The following is a 14862-nucleotide window of genomic DNA, read 5'->3' as shown; positions in this document are numbered from 1 at the left end:
ATGAGGATCCGGACGCCTGGTCCGCTATACGTTTCGGCTTTGAAACCATCGTAAGAGCATTTTCCACCCGTTTGTGATGCGGCATGTCACCTACATTCAACGAAGCCTTTTTCGGTAGCAAAATTGAGCCTTCCCATCGGACGTTTGAAGCCTTCTATTTCACCAGTCCACAATCAAAGCTCACCCCATATTCCTGCTCCACCACATTTCCAAACTTGTAGTAGCGCCCGCCTTCGGCAGAAAGCCGACATTGATCAGCAGGGAATGTTGAATAATCGTAAGCAGGCCGATTAGTTCATTTTGGAGGAGCCGAACCTAGTATGTTCTCGTTTTATTCCTGAATCAGGAAATCTTCTTTAGAAGCGCCATTGTCGATGCGCTGTTGGAAGACTATTGGTGTACGCCCACGGCCAGACCACTCATAAACCTTACCGTCTTCAACGACCAAACGATACTTGGCCGCGACTTTGGGGCGCGTTCCTGATGCAGTACCGCCCATCTTTTCGAGGTCGGCCGCAGATAAGCCGACAGCCGCCATCTGCTCCTGGATTTTCTTAATGGCCACCATGCGTTCCGCTTCTGCCGCTTTACGGGCTTCGTCCTCTTGAAGCTTACCCGCTTTGATCTCAGTCAGGTCTTCTATTACCTTCTCAATATCGCCGATTGACAACTCCAAGCACTCTTTGCGCAGGGAGTTTTTGCGTAGCAAGGTAGCTGTAAATTCGTGGTTTCTCATTCCTTCATTTCCTTGTAATTTTGCATTTATTCAAATTTTAGCCAGATTATAGTAGTTGGCAATATTATCTAATGTTGAAAGTTCCGAAAAATGGTACACATAGAATCCAACAGCCGCCGTCTCAAATTAGCCACACCCGCATCCATACCTCTTAGCTAAGGAAAGATCAACAAGACACTTGTATTTTTTTTGCAAGAGAGCTAGTTTGTTTATTGGTCGGTGTTTGAGAAGGTAGTTATATGGATTGGGATGCATATTTTGATAAAGCCAAGAAACCCAGCACGCTTGAACGCATGTTGATGTCCAAAGTAGAGAAAATGGGTATACGGTTCAATCCTGGTAGAGAATCACTCAGAATAGTCGCAGAATTTTACAAGAATTCATACCCTTCAGCTTATCAGATGCTGTTTGCGGCATATAAACGCGAACAAGAACTTGAAGCAACCTCCGCTCACTCCCAGGAAAAGTTACCCAACAACACTCAGAAGCCCCCGGTAGTTGCGCCTGCTGCAATTCAGAAAGGTCTTGAAGACGAGCTTAAGGCTTGGATGGCGCAAAATCGCAGGACCAATGCCTAATTGCAAACTCACGGCACGCCCCTCCTCGCCTTTTCGCTGGTCTAAAACACCCAATACAGTTCATCCTACAAGTGGGTACGTGTGTGCATCAATCCAAGACACAGACTGTCACTTACGGCGTTAAGCCGACATAGATGGGCCGATAAATAGGTGTGCTGCCCCCCCCCCCCCCCCGAAATTCCCAATTTTATGCCCTAACGGGAAAAGGTTACCAGCGCTAGAAGCTGAGTATACTGAGCGGAGTGAACTGTACCAGTTTACGCATACTGACCGAAACTGCATGTAGCGCTTTAAAATATTAGAGACCAGAGAAAAGGGCAAGACCAGCCCCCACTCTATTTGTGGTAATCTCACCCGTACTCCCAATTAGCAGCAAAGGCACCAACTGGTACCTTCGCTGATCCATACTAATCTCTAACTTATATATCTATGAATTTTCTGGTGAGTCTATTTTTCCCTTATTCTTACCAGCTACATTCCGAACCTCATCGTTTTTAAGTGCCCTAGTTACCTTTTCTGTTAACGGCGCCCTCGTTTTAGTGTCTTCATATAGTTTGTAGTAGGCATATATGTCTCTTTTGTGGTAAGTATTCCCTCTTGGACTATTTTTTCTCATCTGCAAGGCGATTACATCAGGATCGACCCCAGCATCAACAAGCCTCGCCACCCGGTTGACGACGTTCCCTGATCGCGACGCTGGTGTTGATACTTTATCAATCTGATCTTTGGTCCAGTCTTTCGCTTTTTTAGTCCCATCAATAGCACTAGTAAAGACACCATTTTCTGACTTATCTTTTTTGCTGGCCATAACGTTTTCTCCTAAAAATTAGGTTGTTAATATAGATGCTGTGTATCGCTCACGATCAACAACTTGCCACTGAGGGAGCTTCTGAACAACTCCGAACCTCCTCCTGCGAGCGCTTAGGACTACAGTTGTAAAGCGCGGTTCGCAATGAGTACTCTGGACCGCATCCGGATAGCCCCTGCAAGAGCTGCAACGCTGCTGATGAAGCCTTCACCTCTCGCCGTTAGGGCATTCAGAGCGATCCGGAGTTATTCAGAGGTTCCTGTGTCATAATTGATCGATGGGGAAATAATATTCCAAAACACTAAAGAAAAATTCCGAAAAAATTAGCAAGTGGGAACTATGAGAAAAATCTGCATTAAAAATCACCCTATCACTGACATTGACGCTCTCCGCCGGAGGCATGCGGGCAACTACTCACCGCTGGAAAATGGTGAGGTGTTTCAGTTGCCCTATGAAAAAGAGCTAGAGAAAAAAGAAGAACAGTTTTTCAATAGTCTTTCGGATTACCATTTTTTAAAAGGTATCGATGATGGCCTTACCCCGAAAGATCTTCGACGTGAACTTGAACACCTTGATAATGGTGATACACACAATAGCTTCTGGAAAAACTTCACAAGCTCGGCATTAAATATTCACCTTAAAAAGATTTTTACACCCAATGGCTGGCGCACTTACCTCAGAAAAGCCAATGAGACACGCGCCCAAAAACCACACCACGAAGATATGTTGAAGTGCCTATATCTGCTTGCCCATCTACACGTAGCGAGTCCTTCGTTTCTCCGGCAATTGGCGACTTTTGAAGATGTATGGTCTACTGATTTCAGGGTGTATTATCCGCGCAATGACCTTTATGATTGTGAAGCGTATGGGGCATTCCTCTCCGAGTTATACAGCAATATTTTGTTTCACCAGCCAACTGGTATTCGCAAACTCATAAAGAGCCTAGATCAGGTCATTGATAAGTTGGTCGAGCACGCTGCCCAATCACCTATCCAAGATATTCTTTCCAAGACTTCAGCTGACACCGATAGCCCTAGCCTTAAAATTTTAAAGTACAGCCAGATTGCTTCTACCTCTCACTTTGCAGCGCTCCACAAATCTATCTGTGACAATATCGATGGCAATTATTCTCCTAAGTCAGCCATTGCGCTGGAAACCTGGTTACAAAAGCGGTCTGGGGCCCAGGTCGTGGCCTCTGCGAATGATTATAAGCTTGTAGCAGCTCAATACGTACGATTGCATATAGGTAGACCAGTTCGATATGTGTCCGAAAAACATAGAGAGCTCTGTGATTTAATTTACAATGTCCTAGCGGCTGACGCGATTAGAAATGTCAGTATTAAGAGTCAAGGAACTCGTGGAGGAAGGCGCGACACATCCTTGCCAGCAGCCATAAAAAAACTTGCCAAACAAAACCCTCAGAGCATCGAAGAAATACTGAAATCTGAAACACTAGATCCTTCAAGTGTGCCGGAACTACACTCAAAATTTCTATTCCTAAGAACACAATATGCTCTTTTTAAACATACTGAGCCAGGAAAAGAAGAAGAAATGGTTAGGCAAATCAGGAGTGTTAGTCATAATTTTAAGAAGGTGATGGACTACATGTTTGCCAATAACCTTGATTGCATACTCAAAGACATGGAGTTACTGCACTTTGAATTTTTTAATCAAAAGCTGTTCGATTATGGTTTACGTCAACTTCCACCACGGAAGAAATAGCGTTTTTGGGGTGCATTATTAGCCAATATGCTAGTGAACCGCCCCGGCTTTACCGGAGACTCCATATCTTGAGAGGATGGAGTCATGAACTCACCAAAACGATATTCCCCCGAAGTCCGAGAGCAGGCTGTTCGGTTAGTCATTGAGCAGCAAGGCGAATACCCGTCCAAATGGGCGGCGATCTGTTCCATTGCCAGCAAGATTGGCTGTACTCCAGAGACCTTGAGAGCCTGGTGCAAACGCACAGAGATCGCGCAGGAAGACAGTCCGCTCAACCTTTCTGAACGTGAACGGCTCAAGCAGCTTGAGCGTGAAAACTCCGAATTGAAGCGAGCCAATGAGATCCTCCGTAAGGCGGCTGCTTTTTTCGCCCAGGCGGAGCTCAACCGCAAACACAAGTGATGGTCTCGTTCATCGACGAGCATCGTGCTCGGTACGGGGTCGAGTTGATATGTAGCCAACTGCCAATCGCCCCATCGACGTATTATCACCAAAAAGCGCTTGAAGCCGTTCCTGAACGGCGACCGGAACGGCATCGGAGGGATGAGTGGCTAACGGCTGAAATTCAGCGGGCATGGGAGGACAACTTCAGCGTCTACGGTGCGCGCAAGGTCTGGCGGCAACTGCGGCGGGAAGGCATTGATGTAGCGCGCTGTACCGTAGAACGACTTATGCGCCGTCTGGGAATTCGTGGCGTAGTGAGGGGGCAGCGCCACTTTACGACGATCAGCGATCCGGCTCAGCAGCGCGCACCTGATCTGGTGAAGCGAGACTTTACGGCAACGCGCCCAAATCAGCTTTGGGTGGCTGATTTCACCTATGTGGTGATCTGGTCCGGTTTCGTCTATGTCGCCTTCGTTATCGATGTTTACGCCCGCTGCATCGTAGGCTGGCGTGTCGCGACGTCGATGAAAACGGAACTGGTACTGGATGCCTTGGAACAAGCACTTTGGGCACGCAAGCGCCGCCAAGGGCTGATCCATCACAGCGATAGGGGTAGCCATCGGTACACCGAGCGCATGGCCGACGAGGGTATCGATGCCTCAGTGAGCACCACCGGTGATTCCTACGACAATGCGCTGGCCGAAACCATTATCGGCCTGTTCAAGACGGAGGTGATCCACCATCGTGGTCCATGGAAAGGTTTGGATGCCGTTGAATACGCCACGCTGGAGTGGGTTGATTGGTTCAACAATCGCCGACTGCTGGAACCTATTGGAAACGTTCCCCCAGCAGAGCGAGAAATGGTGTACTATCGCCAGTAGGAGGAGTCAAGTGACGCCGCCTGACTCAAACAAAACGGTCTCCGGAATAACCGGGGCGGTTCAGACATCATTCGGTTCAAGCCCATAGTACTAAATTCTCAAGAAGATAATTTCTAGCTCAGGAATGGTCACCAACCGGCACAAGACAGACATTGCGCGTTCGGTGTAACGACGCGCTCTTCGGAAAATTTGTAGCGCAACGGAAAGTTTTCCGGTGGGAGCGCTTTGTTATGAGTCTCCATTTTCAGGGACTCTATATCGGTAAAGGACACTAGGTATAATCAAGATGAGCTCTGCCAAGACGTCATCTAAAAGTTCAATACAATGATGCGGGAAATCTCTATACTGGTGAAATATGAAGTTTCTTAATCGATAAAAGTATCCTTCGAAGTCACTTGATTCATCCCGACCCAATTCAACAAGTAGCCTATTGCAAGCCTGCCTCAGACCATTGAGCTCTCCACGGATATCAACATATTTATTAACTAGAAGACCTATGCGTTTTTTTTCGGACATGAACGTATTTATTTTATCAAGGGAATCTTTGGTTCTTCCGGAATTTCCTCTAGCATTAACCAAATCATCTATTAATGCTTCTTGCTCATTTTTATAAACCTCATCAATAAGCAACTCAAATATTTGATATAAATAGAAAAATTTAAAAGCCGAATTTCCCTCATAAGAAAATGATGAGTTCATTAACTCCGCAATTAGCGAGCAACTTTCAATAACTTCGGATATTTCTTCAACATATATCTTGTCTGACGCAGACTGCTGCTGGACTTCGTGCTTAATTTCTCGCGGATTTCTGTCGGTCAATATCACATAGCCGTTTTTTATTAAACTTGGTGCTACTCTATCTATATCAAAGCTAAAATCTTCACCATATGTTTCTTTACTTAAGACTAGTAGTGCCGTTTCCTCATGAAAGACATCTGAGAACATAAACGTATCAGCATCACTAGAAAGGCTGTTAGAATAAAAACTGTCATTCAAGCGGGTAAGTGATTCCCTTACGGCTATATATGCATATCGAAGAAAGTGCTCATTGGCTGAATAGTCGTGCAGGTCTGAACTCAATGATATCGCAGGAATAACCCACCCTATTCGACAATCACTTTCTCTACGATAAACTTGATATATATCACTCTCCTTTATGTTTTTCTTCGCCAAAAAATAAACGTCAAAATCCTTGCTTCTAAATCTAGAGTCTAATTCAAGTGGAGTATCGAACTGAATTTCTCTACCCGATTCGTGTGTTAAAACGAAAACTGAATTTTCATTCTCAATAAGGTTAAACCACACTTCACCGCCATCAAGATTTACTTTAACAGGCATTATTATTACCTCACATATTTTGAGCCTGATATTTTCTCAATGCGCTCTTACTTGATAGGAGTGGTTTGCAGTATGAATCAGAATCTCGGTTCAATAAATCTCTAAAGAAAAAAGTAAAATAACTTCTCTGTGCATTACCAATTTTCTTACTATTACCTTTTAACCATAGCAATGAGTCATTAATTTGCTCCAAGAAAGCGTTAGGATCATCAATTTTAATGTCATCTACAATATCACAGACATCATCCAGCCTAGTCAATATCTCGAAATCTAATAGCTTTCCGACTGCCGCACCAAAACCAGAAATAGCTTGAGGTCTTTTCAGAATTTGCAGAATGTTTTTTCCAAAAGGCGCTCCTTTTTCTTTTATATATTCATCTGATACCTCAAGATCGTCGCACTCGTCATTAAACTTAGCAACCAATTTATTAAGAGAAGCCAAATATTTTTCAAAAAGTTCAGTATTTTGATTTTCTTTTGATAGTTTCTCTAGGCTGTTGATATTCTCCAAAATGTCTGCTTTGTCAATTGGCAGCTCATCACGATCCAAATATGCGTTAAACCCTTCAACAACGTCCTTGAAATTGTATTGATTTAGTTTTGATGCATTCTTAGCTTCTGACTCTCTGATTAGCTCGACCCCATCCACTTCTTTCGTTAAATAGTCCAAGTATAGCATTTCAATTTGTTGCCGCAACGACATTGGCGTTTGACCAGTATTCAGTGTTAGCATCCTGTAGAGGATGCCCAATCGGTTTAAGCCAACATAAATTTCAATTCTAATCTTTGAACCCATAACTAAACTCAAAGTGGCTTCATCATTAGAAGCTCTTAAGTCATATAACAGCTCAAGTATCGTATAAGTTCTTTGCAAACCATCAAGTATTACTAGATGATCTTTAGCCTCTTCAAGCTTTCTCTGAAAATCATCATCATCATCATTCTGTTGAAAATCTATATTGTCCGCAAGAGCAAGAACGATTGGAGGAATAACACATTGTTTAATCAGGTCTTCTCTCAAGAGGGCATATACCGACTTAGATGAACGCACTCTCTTTCTTTGAAACTCGTTTTTCTTAACCACATCTTTTACTAAAGTTTCATAATCGCAAATCGAAACTTCAACCAGGAGGTTATAAGCATTTATTCTTGCGTCGAACAATTTAGATGCAATTTTCATTATTAAGCTTCCTATCTCTTCGAAATTATACCTAGTTAAACAGCTGGTTGTCACAACGCCACTGCTCACAGCCGGAAAGCCCGCAGTGCAGCTGTAGAATTGACGTTATTAACATTTCTCAATCACTGTGCTTACAGATCGAAAAAGCAACTGACCGTCATGCTGTTTATAAACCCAGTTTTGAGCCGAATCATCCCAAAAAAATTGATACACTCTACGATTGCGGAAAATATCGGCAGCTAGTGAATGTGTAGCATACGGATTGTGATTAATGCGGATGCCGTCTATCAAGTGTTCTGTATATGACGATTTTGGCATAGTGTACATGTCTGCTAGTACGCCGCCATTTTTTAGCGATACGGCAGTAAATACATAATTGCTCTGCGGATCTTTCGATAGTGCTAGAGCCTTACCCCATGTCGCCGTTGAATTGAAGATTACCGCGCTGATTTCTTTCACACTGTGCCCGTTGAAAAGACCGACATCGACTGGAGCGCCATTATGCTTGACTACTTGTTTTATTTTGTGTCCTCGTGACCGCTCCGATAACTCCCCTTCCTTAAGGTACGCCTCTTCATCGACATAGTAACCAAAGAGAAGTGATTCTACAGTGCGTTGGGCTGCGAGATGAGCAAAAGGTCGATCAAATGGCTCTATTGCATGAACAAATGCCTTTCTAGTGACTTGTGGGAGCGATGAATACGATCTACGGAATTTAGCTCGCTTAGCTGAAAAGCTGTTGCCTAGCTTTACAATGGCTTCTTCATTGAATAAGTTAAGCTCTTCCGGGTTTTCTGAAGATGATGGACTATGAGACGAACCGGTGCGAGAATCGTTCAGAGCAACCGTTGCTTCTATTGTAAACGCCTCAGGATCCGTAACGACAAAGTCGGGACGACTGTGCTGAAAATCGATGCAGATATTGAAATTATTTAAGGTCGAGCATAGGTAGAGTTCCCTGAAGGATGGTTGGAACGAGGTTTGAAATTCCTTAACGAATTTTCCATCGCGATCTTGGATTCCTCGTGCCCAATCTTGGATTACGTCCAAGGCATATCGGTTTCTCGTACACGAAATCTTCACGAAACCAGGATTTAGCTTGAACGGAGCGACTACAGGTGTAAAAAAATCCATGGTTCTTGGTTCTGTGTTCCAACATATTAATATTACGCATGCGCACTTGTATGTGAAGCTGTGCGCAGAATCCGACACCATTTCTTAGGGACTAAGAATGGTCTATTTTTCGCGATATCGCTACAAATCGCTACTTGCAGGCGTCTCTTATTTGATACGAAAGCTCTGGGTAGCCTAGAGAACAGACAGATGTTCACTTGATCAGAATTCGCGCCAAGCTTGATGACCGCTTTGGACTGTGGATTCAACTGGTGAGCGCAACACCCGGTGCGTATATAGCAAATATGACCTGAAGCGTCAGCGCGGGGGAGACCACGTAAAGCACGCTTACGGCCTTCTAGCGGCCAGCACGCCCCCGGCGCAGTATCGCCGCAGATACTGGATGATGCGCTTCAGGAAGGGCTTGCGCCGGTAGAACGGCTGTGTCAGCTCCTTACGGAGTACCGGCACATCCTTCGGGGCCTCGACCTGCAATGTAACCCGGCCACCGCAGACATCGGCAACCGTGACGGTGATGTTATCGCCAATGAGAAGAGACTGTCGTTTCCCACGGGATAGAGAAAGAGCCATAACCTGCCTCCATGCAAGTATGATGGTATGAACCTGAGGCAGTATAGATCATCAGCCACACGTATCATGTCTTAAACGCTGCATCGCGTCGTTCTCGCCATTTGACAGAACAAGGCTGTACTTCCTAACGATGCGGGTGAAGCGCAGGATATATTGGCAGTGGAAGCTTCGATCCGGAGGGAGCCAGTTCAGCGGGCCCAGGGCACCCTTCTCCCGGTTTACACTGGCCTCGACGGCGAACAAGTTCGCATCGTCATTGGCAAATTTTCGTCTTTGCTCTGCTGACCAGTTGCTAGCGCCATGATCCCAGGCCCATTTGAGGGGTACGAGATGGTCAACATCAAGATCACGGGCTTCATAAAAAATCTTGCCTGTATAGGGATCGTTCCATCGGCCCCGGCTGACCGTGCAACGATTGCTACCGGTATCAGCCGGACCGGTGGACATGTTCATCAGGAGCTCATGCCTCGTGTTCAGGCAATCATGATCCTCATCGATCCAGTGATAGAACAAAGACCTGTCGTAAGCCCCGCCGACACGGATAGGCTGTTTCTATACTCGGAGTCGGTGCGGCAGCCTGCCGGACTTCGCGGGACGATAGCAGCGCCTCTGGGCTCTCCGGTCGGTAGCCGGAATGTCCTTTCGGGAGTCTGCCGCCACTGCCCAGACACTGCTGAAAACTGTCAAAAGCCGTAAATTCTTCGTGCGGCCATAGTACGGGCTCTGTGTATCATGGCATATACCACTGCGGCTGAGCTTTACGGGCTCGGCGTACAGGTTGAAGGGACAGAGAAGTAGCACTATAAGGGTAAGAACACGCAGGGGTCTCATCCGTAAGTCTCCCAAGTTTGGGGCTGCGATGTAGCGGGAATGCATTTATTAGCCCCCCCTTCTGCTCTCTGCTATTCCGGCGAAGATGAATACCGATTCCGGAAATCCAGCGAAAGTGTTCACCTTGGGACGGAATATGCAGATACATCGCATTATTCAATTATCGATATACGCTTTAACCGCGTGTCCTTCAAAGTACATTTTGCCCTTCGTCACGCGATTCAGGGCCGGAGGATTCTTCCCCTTCAGCGGCAGGCTATGTTGCACCGCATGCTTCAACTCTGTGATCCTGACGCCGAGGACGCAGGCTACCTCTTCGATCGACAGCATGCGGTCCCAGTAGCTTGATGCCTGGCTGTTATGCCAGCCAACACTACCAGGGACAGCACATGACTTTGACGATGTATCCTTTGCCATTTCAATATCCTGTGATCTGATGGTAAAGCATAAATTGTATCTATAGGGCACCTCGATTAGCAAAAACTCTGGTGGAGGCGTGGGCTGAGATGGCCGGAGAAATCGGCCTGGGCCCGATGGAAGATGTGATGCGAAGGGCGATCAAACTAGTCCGATTGCGAAAGGAAATCATTGATCTAAGTTTTCTAGACGATGACTCACTCGCAAATGAAGTCAAGTCAGCGTTTTCATTATCTGCTGAGCGACATACCAATATTGACGAGTATTTTTGTAGCAAAGGTGCAATTCAAAGTGCGAAAACGCCAGCGGCGGGGTGATCTCCACCACCAACGCGATCGAGCCTCTCAACGCCTCTCAGTGGAAAGTAACCAAGACTCGCCGTTCATTCCTAATAGACCAATCGGTGATTAAAGTGCTCTATCTGGCGCTACATTTCAAAGCAGTGAGCGACGCTAATCACGAACTGGAATCAGGCGATGAGCTGGGGCTTCCCTCCCAAAGTTAGCGATGGGAAGGATACCCGTCAACATTCTATATTAGTTATAAATAGACTCAGTGATTGCCTCTAGATCATCACGAGTCCCGTTCATTAACTCAAAGAATGGATTCGCCTTCATTTTTAGCCTCTCAGCGTCATCGGCAGTAATAGCGCAGTGACCGTTATCGCCGTCGATAAAAATCTGCCCATCCTCAGCTACTGCTACGTTATAGAGTGAGCCGTCTTTCTCTACTGTCATCTCTACATCAGCCACATAATTATCGCCATGAAGCATCATCAAGTTCTGCTTATCTACCGGTGAAAAGCCTGCGGGAACAATATGTAGTAACTTCATAGGGAAACTCCTTTTCCAATCATTTAAGTTTGAGCAATGCGACCAGTTCGCATCACAGGGCCAATATACATGCCACAAAAAACTTGTAAAGATTTTAATTTCATGCTAAAAAATGAAAAACGTTATCTAAATTTGGGTTAAACTCTACCTAATATTCAAGCGGTTCCCGCATACGTTTTTCAACTCGAAAAAAATTTCTCCCATCCTCAACAGATAAAAAACACCTCGGTTTATCCTCAATAACTGCACGTCCACACCCGTGTTAGGGAAGCTGTGATCAAGTCCGCTCCATGAGGCAATAGCAGCCATAATCTGCATCAAGGAAAGCCCGGATTGATCAGAAGCTCACATTCACCGAAAGTGAGTTCAGCAACAAGCGCCGTCATACCCGAAAGAAAAAGCTCCTTAGCTGGATGGACAAACTGATTCCATGGGCACGGCTGGAAACGGTGTTTGAGCCGCATTCAAGGCCGGTAACGGACGACGAACCTATCCGCTGGCGACAATGCTCCGGATTCATTGCATGCAGCAGTGGTACAGCTTCAGTGACCCGGGCATGGAAGATGCGCTACGGCGATTACGAGTCACAGCGAAAATGAAGACTCAAGCACAGTCACCCTGGCTCACCAGCCTCTCGTAGACCTCATTCACTTTCATACTGACCCGACACCTCTACATGCATAATGTAATTAATAACGAATAAATTACAGAAATATCGTATTTTAAACACCCCCTTGCATGACTATAGTGACTCACGGCTCAACCAAGGAGGTCACCATGACTAACAAACGCCAAAGTATTACCCCCGCAGAAACCAAGCTATACCTGGATCACGCCTGTGAAGCACAGGGGGGCAGGACATCAGCCGAGCTGGCAGCATTTCTGGATGTCCCTCCTCCAAGAATTACCGAAGGTCGGCGCCGCAAATGGAGCATTACGGAAATCCACAAGCAGCTCATCATCGAGCATTTCGGAGCCCCAAAAGGCAGCCCCGGCACATATGTACGGGCCGAGACCCACGCCAGCTTGCCTGCATTCTTTGAGCACGAGGTCCAGCTATCCCGGCATCGTCATCTTTCTCAGATTGCGAGGATCGTGAATTCAGCCTCCTTCAAGCAGGATCTGGCCAAAGCCATGGAGTGGGCGGACGAGCCGTATTTGAAAATCGATGGAGAAGGTCGACCCGACAATGCCGAAACCCGTGCAGAGCGGCTTGAACGGCTTGAAACCCTGATGACGCTGCCCGCATTTGAACATTGGCTAGAAGGCAGCAGCCACTACCTGGAGCGACTCTGTGCTGAATATTCGGATACTCCGGACAAGATCGCAGGCATGATGAATTGGGCAACGTCGCACTTCAACATTTCCCTGCTTCGCGACCTGCCCATAAAAGACTCTGACTTTCCCGATGATTTGCCACGCGAAGCAAGCCTCAGTGCGCTGACCGAGGAGCTTGGAATTCGCCTGAACTCCCACCTGGTCTTCCCGACACTTTTCGTGCTGGGGCATTTGAGATACAGCACGGAGGCACTTACGGCGGCAACGGGCTTGGCGGTGGTACCGCCATATACGCCGCAGATGGGCCTCGCCATACCGTCTTCCAGCACCATCGACGATTATGTCATTACTGGTAGCTGTATCTACGACACTGACGAAAAGTTCAGCACTCCCAAGGTCGGCGCCCCCTGCCTGGAGGCTATCTTTATGCCGCTCTGGCGAGCGCAGCCCCAACGCAGTTTCGCACTGACCTTCGATCTGTACGATAACCACACCCATGATACGCCCGAACGCTCTCTCTCGGTCGATTACTGGGTCTCCTACGGGCTTGCCGTGTATATGAAAGACAACTGCGACTACGCCCTTCATCTGTCACTAAGCGATATCGACTACTCAGGGACGATGCATCTCTACCAGCCACTGGGACGGCGCCGGGATATCGTCATCCCCGACATCCCGGCCCTGGAGCTGTTTTCGGTTCTGGAAGAGCTGAGAAAGTGGCTGGGCATGCCAGAACTTCCACTGTTTGACCTGAAGTCGCAGATCGCGCAGCAGGGCGGCTACATACCGGGCGCCCGGGTCATCTGAACATGCAAAGGCGTTGCGCGCAGCTGCAATCATCTTTGTAGTCGCCGTTGGCGCCTGATAATGGCTCCACTGACTGATCAACCACAGTCAGAGTCAGGGAATTCCAGCTCCGGATTACCTGTCTCATGGGCGTTTTCCTGACGAAGCGGCTCGGCAGGCCTTGACTCACAACCTGTCGATATCTACTGTGACACTTATCAGTGCCACTCAAGCACATGCGCAAGAATAAAGATGGCCGGGGCTAGTGAGTTTATGAATTCGGGTTCTAAACCCGCCACCTCCACCAAACGCAAAGTAAAAAAGGCTACCGAAAGGTGGCCTTTTTTGTGGGCGCTTCGTTACAGTCGGGTCCGCATAGCGGGTTCGAGTCGAGCGCTGCGGCATGGCTGGAGCCGCCGCGCTGTGCCCGTCGGCTGGCAACGGGTTTCTGACGGCGCAACCCATCAGCAATGCCTCCCTTATAGCAGCAACGGCACGTACATCCTGCCACCAACACTTCCTCCACTATCCGCGTCAGATTAACACGACAATCGAGACTTCCAATCGGCTTATACACAGCCGAGAGGCGTTCGAAGACAGTGCGCGCTGGAGTAATTCCCAAGACGATATTCCCAAGCTGCCTTCGGCGCTGGAAGCGCTCATGATCCAAGAGTAAGCTACGACGATTCAGTTATTCGGCTAATGAACAGCCAAAACAGCTATAGCTGGACGAGATCAGGAACTCGGACTCAGAGACATCAAACGCTAAATAGAAGTTGTTCAGACAGTGAAGGAACGCTGGTACGACTACAGGGAGGGTCGGGAAATGGGACTGCAAGACAGGAACTACGTAAAGCGCAAAGGCGACTCTCGTAGCAACAACGCCAGGGATAGTCTTAAGCCCGACGGCGACGATATGCGAGAGCATAGTGTCCGTACCTACAAACGCACCGACACTACCCCTCTATGGGCACATATCACAGTCGGAATCGTCGTTGCCGCCATAGTAATCTTCGCAGCCAAAGAAGGATGGAACCGCTACCAGCTCTACCAGGTAGCCCAAGCAATGAAAGCTGCGACGGAGAAAATGCAAGCTGAATCGGCTGAAAGACACCGTCAACGAATAGCTCAGCAGCAAGTCCAGCAACGCAGTCGCCAGTACAACAGCCCTCAATGTGTATTCTGGCGCAACGACTACGCTAATAAAAAGACTGAAAAGGCTCTGGAAAAAGTGAAAGAATATTGTCCTTAGTCCATCGAGCGCAGGCTGATTTATGTATAAGACAAAAGGCAAGACCTGACCCCGCCCCCCATTCGCATGCAACCCCATTGAACACGCCGAGCTGTGTTCACTATGTGTGTTCTGTCGGGTGTACCCTGTTGAAC

Annotated in this window: 15 protein-coding genes, 1 pseudogene and 1 other annotated feature; of the genes and pseudogenes, 7 read left to right on the top strand and 9 right to left on the bottom strand. The window is 47.2% G+C overall.

All coding sequences use genetic code 11. The annotated features are described in order from the left end of the window. Positions 1 to 331: 331 nt before the first annotated feature. The gene (locus F451_RS0123840; protein WP_020683938.1) at positions 332 to 736 is read right to left on the bottom strand and encodes an H-NS histone family protein; all 405 of its coding nucleotides are present in this window, start codon (positions 734 to 736) and stop codon (positions 332 to 334) included. A gap of 239 nt (positions 737 to 975) precedes the next feature. Here F451_RS0123840 and F451_RS0123835 point away from each other — a divergent pair, with 239 nt between their 5' ends. After that, positions 976 to 1314 carry a hypothetical protein gene (locus tag F451_RS0123835; RefSeq protein WP_020683937.1) on the top strand — a complete coding sequence of 113 codons (339 nt, stop codon included), beginning with the start codon at positions 976 to 978 and terminating at the stop codon, positions 1312 to 1314. Positions 1315 to 1741: 427 nt separating this feature from the next. Here the strand turns inward: F451_RS0123835 and F451_RS27970 are convergent, their stop codons facing one another. Beyond that, complete coding sequence (locus F451_RS27970) at positions 1742 to 2122, bottom strand: hypothetical protein (RefSeq protein ID WP_156826618.1); 381 nt, start codon at positions 2120 to 2122, stop codon at positions 1742 to 1744. A 339-nt stretch (positions 2123 to 2461) separates the two neighbouring features. Between F451_RS27970 and F451_RS0123830 the strand changes: the two genes are divergently transcribed. Both F451_RS0123830 and F451_RS0123820 read left to right on the top strand, forming a co-directional pair. Then, positions 2462 to 3844 (top strand): hypothetical protein, encoded by a 1383-nt coding sequence (locus F451_RS0123830; protein ID WP_020683936.1) that lies wholly within the window; start codon positions 2462 to 2464, stop codon positions 3842 to 3844. An 84-nt stretch (positions 3845 to 3928) separates the two neighbouring features. Next, positions 3929 to 5109 (top strand): IS3 family transposase gene (locus F451_RS0123820; protein ID WP_156826617.1). Its coding sequence is split into 2 segments (ribosomal slippage): positions 3929 to 4214 and positions 4214 to 5109, totalling 1182 coding nucleotides; the frame shifts between segments, so codons are not numbered across the junction. Further along, positions 4204 to 4320, top strand: a sequence feature (AL1L pseudoknot). (Overlaps the previous gene by 117 nt.) 228 nt (positions 5110 to 5337) lie before the next feature. On the opposite strand, the gene F451_RS0123815 is transcribed toward F451_RS0123820, so the two are convergent. The 6 genes from F451_RS0123815 to F451_RS0123795 all read right to left on the bottom strand — a co-directional run bounded on the left by F451_RS0123815 (position 5338) and on the right by F451_RS0123795 (position 10579). Next, positions 5338 to 6447: a hypothetical protein gene (locus F451_RS0123815; protein ID WP_020683933.1), complete on the bottom strand. Its 1110-nt coding sequence runs from the start codon at positions 6445 to 6447 to the stop codon at positions 5338 to 5340. Between the two features lie 10 nt (positions 6448 to 6457). Further along, positions 6458 to 7627 carry a GmrSD restriction endonuclease domain-containing protein gene (locus F451_RS0123810; protein ID WP_020683932.1) on the bottom strand — a complete coding sequence of 390 codons (1170 nt, stop codon included), beginning with the start codon at positions 7625 to 7627 and terminating at the stop codon, positions 6458 to 6460. Between the two features lie 108 nt (positions 7628 to 7735). Then, positions 7736 to 8761 carry a glycosaminoglycan attachment site gene (locus tag F451_RS27965; protein WP_156826616.1) on the bottom strand — a complete coding sequence of 342 codons (1026 nt, stop codon included), beginning with the start codon at positions 8759 to 8761 and terminating at the stop codon, positions 7736 to 7738. Between the two features lie 327 nt (positions 8762 to 9088). Then, positions 9089 to 9331: a carbon storage regulator gene (locus F451_RS26435; protein ID WP_020683931.1), complete on the bottom strand. Its 243-nt coding sequence runs from the start codon at positions 9329 to 9331 to the stop codon at positions 9089 to 9091. A 51-nt stretch (positions 9332 to 9382) separates the two neighbouring features. Next, on the bottom strand, positions 9383 to 9784 hold the full coding sequence (locus F451_RS26430; protein WP_020683930.1) for an HNH endonuclease family protein: 402 nt from the start codon (positions 9782 to 9784) through the stop codon (positions 9383 to 9385). Between the two features lie 534 nt (positions 9785 to 10318). After that, positions 10319 to 10579, bottom strand: a complete 261-nt coding sequence (locus F451_RS0123795; protein WP_020683929.1) for a hypothetical protein — start codon at positions 10577 to 10579, stop codon at positions 10319 to 10321. An 89-nt stretch (positions 10580 to 10668) separates the two neighbouring features. Between F451_RS0123795 and F451_RS0123790 the strand changes: the two genes are divergently transcribed. After that, entirely contained in the window at positions 10669 to 10896 is a 228-nt protein-coding gene (locus F451_RS0123790) for a hypothetical protein (RefSeq protein ID WP_020683928.1), read from the top strand. 219 nt (positions 10897 to 11115) lie between these two features. On the opposite strand, the gene F451_RS0123780 is transcribed toward F451_RS0123790, so the two are convergent. Beyond that, a complete protein-coding gene (locus tag F451_RS0123780) occupies positions 11116 to 11412 on the bottom strand; it encodes a hypothetical protein (protein ID WP_020683927.1) in 297 nt (98 codons plus the stop codon). A gap of 332 nt (positions 11413 to 11744) precedes the next feature. On the opposite strand from F451_RS0123780, the pseudogene F451_RS27475 reads away from it, so the two are divergent. From F451_RS27475 to F451_RS0123770, 3 genes and pseudogenes are all read left to right on the top strand, one after another. Further along, positions 11745 to 11983: pseudogene (locus F451_RS27475) on the top strand (transposase); the annotation flags it as partial. Between the two features lie 206 nt (positions 11984 to 12189). After that, a complete protein-coding gene (locus F451_RS0123775) occupies positions 12190 to 13497 on the top strand; it encodes a hypothetical protein (protein WP_020683926.1) in 1308 nt (435 codons plus the stop codon). Between the two features lie 805 nt (positions 13498 to 14302). Further along, a complete protein-coding gene (locus F451_RS0123770; protein ID WP_020683925.1) occupies positions 14303 to 14728 on the top strand; it encodes a hypothetical protein in 426 nt (141 codons plus the stop codon). Positions 14729 to 14862 lie beyond the last annotated feature (134 nt).

This window comes from Marinobacterium rhizophilum DSM 18822 (assembly GCF_000378045.1).
GTDB lineage: Bacteria > Pseudomonadota > Gammaproteobacteria > Pseudomonadales > Balneatricaceae > Marinobacterium_A > Marinobacterium_A rhizophilum.
This window is presented reverse-complemented; position numbering and strand designations above follow the sequence as displayed.

Coding starts and splice junctions, on each gene's coding strand:
- F451_RS0123840 (WP_020683938.1), bottom strand. CDS start 736: ATGAGAAACCACGAATTTACAGCTACCTTGCTACGCAAAAACTCCCTG.
- F451_RS0123835 (WP_020683937.1), top strand. CDS start 976: ATGGATTGGGATGCATATTTTGATAAAGCCAAGAAACCCAGCACGCTT.
- F451_RS27970 (WP_156826618.1), bottom strand. CDS start 2,122: ATGGCCAGCAAAAAAGATAAGTCAGAAAATGGTGTCTTTACTAGTGCT.
- F451_RS0123830 (WP_020683936.1), top strand. CDS start 2,462: ATGAGAAAAATCTGCATTAAAAATCACCCTATCACTGACATTGACGCT.
- F451_RS0123815 (WP_020683933.1), bottom strand. CDS start 6,447: ATGCCTGTTAAAGTAAATCTTGATGGCGGTGAAGTGTGGTTTAACCTT.
- F451_RS0123810 (WP_020683932.1), bottom strand. CDS start 7,627: ATGAAAATTGCATCTAAATTGTTCGACGCAAGAATAAATGCTTATAAC.
- F451_RS27965 (WP_156826616.1), bottom strand. CDS start 8,761: ATGGATTTTTTTACACCTGTAGTCGCTCCGTTCAAGCTAAATCCTGGT.
- F451_RS26435 (WP_020683931.1), bottom strand. CDS start 9,331: ATGGCTCTTTCTCTATCCCGTGGGAAACGACAGTCTCTTCTCATTGGC.
- F451_RS26430 (WP_020683930.1), bottom strand. CDS start 9,784: ATGAACATGTCCACCGGTCCGGCTGATACCGGTAGCAATCGTTGCACG.
- F451_RS0123795 (WP_020683929.1), bottom strand. CDS start 10,579: ATGGCAAAGGATACATCGTCAAAGTCATGTGCTGTCCCTGGTAGTGTT.
- F451_RS0123790 (WP_020683928.1), top strand. CDS start 10,669: ATGGCCGGAGAAATCGGCCTGGGCCCGATGGAAGATGTGATGCGAAGG.
- F451_RS0123780 (WP_020683927.1), bottom strand. CDS start 11,412: ATGAAGTTACTACATATTGTTCCCGCAGGCTTTTCACCGGTAGATAAG.
- F451_RS0123775 (WP_020683926.1), top strand. CDS start 12,190: ATGACTAACAAACGCCAAAGTATTACCCCCGCAGAAACCAAGCTATAC.
- F451_RS0123770 (WP_020683925.1), top strand. CDS start 14,303: ATGGGACTGCAAGACAGGAACTACGTAAAGCGCAAAGGCGACTCTCGT.